The following is a 5,048-nucleotide window of genomic DNA, read 5'->3' on the forward strand; positions in this document are numbered from 1 at the left end:
AATCCTGCTGGAATCAGTGTAAACCACGAGGGCATCCCTCTACTTATAAGCCATACAGAGACCGCAATCAGGGTAAGCGCAGCAAGGAGCTGATTTGCTGAGCCGAATATGGGCCATATTGCAAGAAATGCCTGAGTGTATGCGAATGAAAACATTAATGCAACCGAGAGTCCTGCGTTAAATAGATATGACCTGAGAACACGAGGAGGGTTTTTAAAGATGACCGACCATAGTTCTTCGAGGAGATACCTGTTGAGTCTTACTGCGGTATCTAATGTAGTAATGAGAAATCCTTCAACAAGAAGTATCCCGAATATCGCTCCCGCATAGATAGGAATACTAAAACCCTTATCAAGAATGCTCCCCATGCTGAGAGAGAATGCAAGAATAGGGTTAGATTTTCCTCCCTCAGGGAAGACGATCTTTATGTATTCCGTAAACGAAAGTCCTGATGCAACAGCAAGTAAGACCACCACTGCAAGAAGACCCTCGAGCAACATTGCGCCAACGCCTATCCGTTTCACATCAGACTCCCTGCATATCTGTTTAGATGTGGTGCCACCTGCGATTATTGCATGAAAACCGGAGATAGCACCGCAGGCAATAGTGATAAAGAGTATGGGCCAGATGAATCCAAGTCTTTCAATGCCCTCTGTTATACTCAGAGATGGTGCAGTAACTGTGAGTCCTTGTAGTCCACTTGAAAATAGAGAGATAAATAGTGCAATTATCCCGCCATAGAGAATAAAGGAGTTGATAAAGTCTCGTGGCTGAAGCACAAGCCATACGGGTGATCCTGATGCAAAGAAGACATAAATAGAAAGGATTACCATCCAGATTTTCGGATCAAGCACCACAGGATATTCGATACCTACAAATATGGAAGAGATTGCTACTATGACAGCTATTATTGCCACAGAGGTTGTCCTTATGTTAAACCTATACATCAAAAGTCCCATGAGAGGAGCGAAGAGAGTCATAACCACAACAGATGTTGAGGCGATACCACCTATCTGTCCCATTGCTTCACCTGTCCTTGGGTCTTGAACAACCCTTAATATCGTTTGTGAGGCATCAAGTCCAATTGTTTTAAGGTTTACAAGGGAGCCGAGCGCGGTTGCAGTAAGACCGAGAAACGCTGCTGTAACGAGCACAGTCATAGAGAGCGTAAAAAGGATAAAAAGAATAAAACCCCACTTCCCAATAGTTCGGTTCGTTACATCGATGATAGATTTGCCTTTTTCTCTCGTGCTTACAAAGAGTACTGTGTAATCATGGACTGCGCCTATAAGCACAACACCGATTACTATCCATAGCCATGAAGGCATAAACCCATAGATTAAGGCGACAGTGGGTCCGACTATGGGTCCCCCACCAGCAATGGATACAAAATGATGGGAAAAGACAACAGGTGTTTTTCCTGCTACATAGTCCCTCTTATCAGCCATAGCACACGCAGGGGTAGGGTGAGAATCGCTTGCATCAAAGACCTTATCTAAATAGTTGCCATATTTTCTGTAGGCGATGATGAAGATAACAACCGTAACAGCAAGATATGCAAGGATATTCATGACGCTCAAATATATCATATGGAGACTTAAAAAACAATATTGTGTATAGATTTAGAGGCTTTTACGACATTTCTCACATATCATGTGGCTCTTTTAATTGCACCTATAAATGCAATAAATAATATCACAGACAGGCTTGCTGTTACTGCACCGAAATAAAATGTCGCAGATGGTGAGATATTATCCCAGAGCCATCCCCCGATAAAACTTGCAGGAAACATGGCAAGTCCTACCACTGTGTTATAAATACCAAAGGCTGTTGCCTTAAAGTGAGACGGTATTATCGTGGCAAGGAATGCTTTCTGTATGCCCTCTGTTAGTCCCATAAACACTCCATATAACCCGAATAATATCCATATAGCCGTTACGCTGGATGCAGATCCAAAACCATAGTAAAGTATTGCAAATAAGATAAACCCTGAAAGTATAACCCTCTTTTTCCCGAATCTGTCTGCTACAATTCCAGCCGGAATAGCTGATAGGGAATAAATTAAGTTAAATAGTAGATAAATAAGAGGGATCATGACCGATGGAATACCTATCTGTTGAGCCCTGAGTATAAGAAATACATCGCTGGAATTGCCTATCGCAAAGATGCCAGCGATAAAGACAAAAAATTTAAATCTCCAGTCAAAATGTTTAAATGGGTTCGAGGATTCAAGGAGTTGAGGGTTCGAGTGTTTATTTCTTAGGATTTTCACTTGGCCGTCTGACTCCTTGACCCCTCGGCTCCTTTCTTTAATAAAAAAGATGATCAAAAGCACTGCAATTATTCCTGGTATCATGGAGAACCAGAAGACCTTTCTGTAATCATTTGAGAATATCCCGAGAAGGAAAAAGGCGAGCGCAGGTCCGATAACTGCTCCCATTGTGTCCAGTGAACGGTGGAAACTGAATGACCTTGCAAGGAATGCCCTCTCAGATGATTCTGCGATAAGTGCATCTCGAGGCGCTGTGCGGATCCCTTTACCGAATCTATCAATAAAACGAAACCATAAGACATGGTGCCATCCTGAGGCAAGGGCAACAACAGGTCTGCTTAAGGCAGATATGCCATACCCAAAAATCATAAGCCATTTCCGATTCCCTATTTTGTCAGAAAACCAGCCAGAAAAAACCTTGAGCAAACTGGCAGTTGATTCAGCTATACCTTCAATAAGTCCAATGATGGATTTGTTCACACCAAGGACATTTGATAGAAAAAGTGGGACAATGGGATATATCATCTCAGAACTGATGTCCATGAAAAAACTCACCAGTCCGGTGAAAAATACATTTCTACCAAAACCAAAGAATTTTTTCTCGGTTTTCACTAAAACCCTCAATCATGACAGTTTACCCTTAATTTCAATAAGTTTAGCGCTTAACCTATTTAACTTTTGTGCTGTCTCTAATAGTGCCTGTTTTCTCTCCACAACCTCTTTCTCCCCCTTAGTCCTCTGGTTCATACCCTTTTCTATGGCAGTTGATATACCTTCAATTGTCGCCTCTATTCTCTGAAGCATCTCCCATCTGAAATCAAGTTTGCTTTTATCCAGCCTCTCGGCAAAATCAAACCTGATTCTTCCACCCTGCATGTCTATCATTTCGAGCATGTACTCTTTCATCTTTTTTAGAATGATTTTGTCACCTATGAATTTGGGCAGTGACAGAGTAAATGATGTTGTAAGCACCTCGAGCATTACCGGTTCTTCCTTGAATTTATAATAGAAGGTCGGCTTTACTGTCCATAACTCTTCTGTCTTAAATACCTCAAAGGGGATATCAAAAAGCTCTGAAGAAAACTTGAGAAGGTCATCAATGGTTTCATTTATCTTTGTAATAAACCTGCTGCATATAGCCTCAAAGGCAGAGGCGAGTTTTCCATCTTCCTTTGCCCACCAGTTGTTATATGCATTCTTTACCTCATCAATAATATATTTCTCCAGGACACTATTTAACTCTTTAGATGGAAGTAACTGGTTCTCCTTATAAAAAGATTCGAGACCGACAGTAAGTATGGTGGTTAATTCCTTTTCAAACTTCTCCAGATCTTCATCAAGCCCCTTTTTTACAAGCCTGTTAACTTCGCCATCAAGGAGTATATCGAAATCCTGTTTCTCACGCATGACCTCTTTTTTCTTCTTTTCAAACATTTCTATTTTTACCTTAAGTTCATCAAGCGGTGTGGTCAGTGATCGCATTTCAAGTCCTAACTCGAATATCGCCTGTGATAAAACCCTTAACAAGGTGTTTGATACTGAAATAAGCAAAACCTTACCTTTTTCCTCCATAAGGAATGTGTTTAGTGTCTTTTCAAACGCTGGTAGAAAACTTTTCTCAAGGAGTTCTTTCGACCCTGACAATTTACCATCGAGGGCAAGTTTTGCTGATAGGGGAAATATCCTTACATCGCAATTCATAACATCTTCGATAACCTTTTTTGAGAACTCTATAGATTCATTAAGATCCTCAGGACTAACATAATCAGCCTTATTCTGGAGAAAGAATATCCTGTCAGAGTATTCCCTTACATCTTTCAGAAAATCCAGTTCTGTCTGGCTTACTGGCTGGTCTACAGAAAGGAGGAAGAAAGCGGCATCTGACTTTGGCAAATACTGGTATGCAACATCGGTGTTATGCTGATAAACAGAACCAACCCCTGGTGTATCTATCAATCTAACACCATCTTTAAGATAAGGCGAAGGATAAGTAATAACAACCTCCTTTACATTCTTCTCATTTTTCGGGTTGCCTTTTTCTGTCACATATTGTGGAAGGCTTTCAGGCTTAATTTCACCCATCCTGCCATCATTAAAATATACCCTTATCCTTAATGCCTCTCCATATTTAAGGATTGTTCCAATAGAGGTAAGAGGCACTACCGCCACTGGCAATATTTCTGCGCCTAAAAGTGCATTTATAAAGGTGGTCTTTCCTCGCTTAAACTGTCCGAGAACAACGAGGTTGAAGGTATTACTCTTGACCTTTTCCTTGAGTTCTTCACAGGGACAGCCAGGGATATTTTCTATAATAAACATTGAATCGATACACCTTAAAAGTTCTTCTTTAAGGTATGTATATTTCTTAAGCATTTTACCTCCATTATTTTCGGAAAGAGTTATCTATATGCCATAAACTAAAAAACTCCTACACCCATCTCCTGCCCACTTAATAAGGGGGATTAGGATAGGGTAATAGGAGTTATCAGTCCTGATTAACAAGGACAGTTACGCGAACTCCATCGCCAGGCTCTCAAAAATCCACGAGATTTTTGAGAAGGGTATTGATTTAACAATAATAAAAAATATCCTGAAAGTCAATTAAAATGTATAGTTTTGTTATTGACTCCTATCCACTTATTTGTTAGATTTTTTTATGATTCCATATCTTCTAAGACGCATTCTGACATTTATACCAACCCTTATAGGAATTACACTCATAACCTTCTTTCTGATGAAGGCAATACCCGGAGACCCTGTATTCGGGATAGTCGGT

The 5,048-nt window shown here is 40.5% G+C and carries 3 protein-coding genes and 1 riboswitch; all 3 genes read right to left on the reverse strand.

Going from position 1 to position 5,048, the window contains the following annotated elements; all coding sequences use genetic code 11:
• A partial coding sequence (locus tag AB1488_01140) for a carbon starvation CstA family protein (protein ID MEW6408703.1) occupies positions 1 to 1,571 on the reverse strand: 1,571 nt, incomplete at its 3' end.
• Between the two features lie 80 nt (positions 1,572 to 1,651).
• Positions 1,652 to 2,884, reverse strand: coding sequence for an MFS transporter (locus tag AB1488_01145; protein MEW6408704.1), 1,233 nt, complete (start codon positions 2,882 to 2,884; stop codon positions 1,652 to 1,654).
• Positions 2,885 to 2,896: 12 nt separating this feature from the next.
• On the reverse strand, positions 2,897 to 4,645 hold the full coding sequence (locus AB1488_01150) for a dynamin family protein (protein MEW6408705.1): 1,749 nt from the start codon (positions 4,643 to 4,645) through the stop codon (positions 2,897 to 2,899).
• A gap of 96 nt (positions 4,646 to 4,741) precedes the next feature.
• Positions 4,742 to 4,808: riboswitch (Fluoride riboswitch) on the reverse strand.
• Positions 4,809 to 5,048 lie beyond the last annotated feature (240 nt).

The sequence above is a fragment of the Nitrospirota bacterium genome (genome assembly GCA_040756155.1).
In the GTDB taxonomy this organism is placed as follows: domain Bacteria; phylum Nitrospirota; class Thermodesulfovibrionia; order JACRGW01; family JBFLZU01; genus JBFLZU01.

Bases quoted from the DNA above. Each gene is read 5' to 3' on its own strand.
- AB1488_01150 (MEW6408705.1), bottom strand. From the start codon at position 4,645: ATGCTTAAGAAATATACATACCTTAAAGAAGAACTTTTAAGGTGTATC.